Annotated in this window: 2 protein-coding genes; one reads left to right on the top strand and one right to left on the bottom strand. The window is 71.7% G+C overall.

The annotated features are described in order from the left end of the window. Nucleotides 1–549: LysR family transcriptional regulator (locus G3O06_RS48345; RefSeq protein ID WP_205820469.1), on the bottom strand; the 549-nt coding region annotated here is incomplete at its 3' end. 161 nt (nucleotides 550–710) lie between these two features. Between G3O06_RS48345 and G3O06_RS48340 the strand changes: the two genes are divergently transcribed. Then, the coding region (locus G3O06_RS48340) for an alcohol dehydrogenase catalytic domain-containing protein (protein ID WP_205820468.1) at nucleotides 711–972 on the top strand (262 nt) is incomplete at its 3' end.

Here is a 972-nt window from a genome sequence, read left to right as displayed (position 1 = left end):
CCCGCCGCGCCGCGCGAGATACGCGGCGCTCGCGCACAGCACGCGCCGCTGCGGCGCCAGCACGGTCGCGACGAAGCGCGTGTCCTCGAGCGGGCCGATGCGCACCGCGAGATCGACGTCGGAGCCAAGCCGCGCGCCCTGCAGGTCGACCATGCTGTCGGTCAGCACCAGGTCGACCTGCAGCGCCGGATGACGCTGCATGAACGCGGCCAGCGCGGCCATCAGGTGACGCCGGCCGAACGGCGCCGGACAGTCGACGCGCAGCAGCCCGCTCGGCTCGTCGTGCTGGCTGTGCAGGTCTTCCTGCAGGCCGCGCAGCTCGGCCAGCATCCGCGTCGCGCGCCCGTACAGCAACTGCCCGGCCTCGGTCGGCCGCAGCGCATGCGTGGTGCGATGCAGGAGACGGATGCCGAGCTGCGTCTCGAGCCGGTCGATGCGCCGCGTGACCGACGACGCGGCAACACCCAGCCGGCGCGCGGCTGCGGAGAAGCTCTGCTGGTCGACCACGTCGACGAACAGCGCCAGATGCGGGGAAAGGAAGTCGTCCATTCAGGGCCTTCGGATTGGGCTATGCGTCTATCGCAAAACAATCATCCGCCTTTGCACGTTTCCGCGTCAAACCGGGCCGACTAGACTGCATTCATCCTTTTCACCCGCTGCACGCACCGCCCCGCCGGGCCGCGCGGCAGCCATCCGCCACGGAGATCATCATGCGCAGCATCCGCTTCGACGCCCCCGCCGCCGACATCGAGTCGCTCGACGCGCGCGTCAGGGAAATCGACACGCCCGTCCCGGCCGACGGCCAGATGCTGATCGAGGTGCGCGCGGCCGGCGTGAACCCGAGCGACGTGAAGGCCGCACTCGGCCGCATGCCGCACGCGGTGTGGCCGCGCACACCCGGTCGCGACTGGGCCGGCATCGTGCGCAGCGGCCCGGACGGCTGGATCGGCGCGCCGGTGTGGGGCTCGGGCG

The organism is Burkholderia sp. Ac-20345 (genome assembly GCF_017104825.1).
In the GTDB taxonomy this organism is placed as follows: Bacteria; Pseudomonadota; Gammaproteobacteria; order Burkholderiales; family Burkholderiaceae; genus Burkholderia; species Burkholderia lata_B.
Note: the sequence above shows the minus strand (reverse complement) of the source record. Positions and strands in the feature narration are given on the sequence as shown.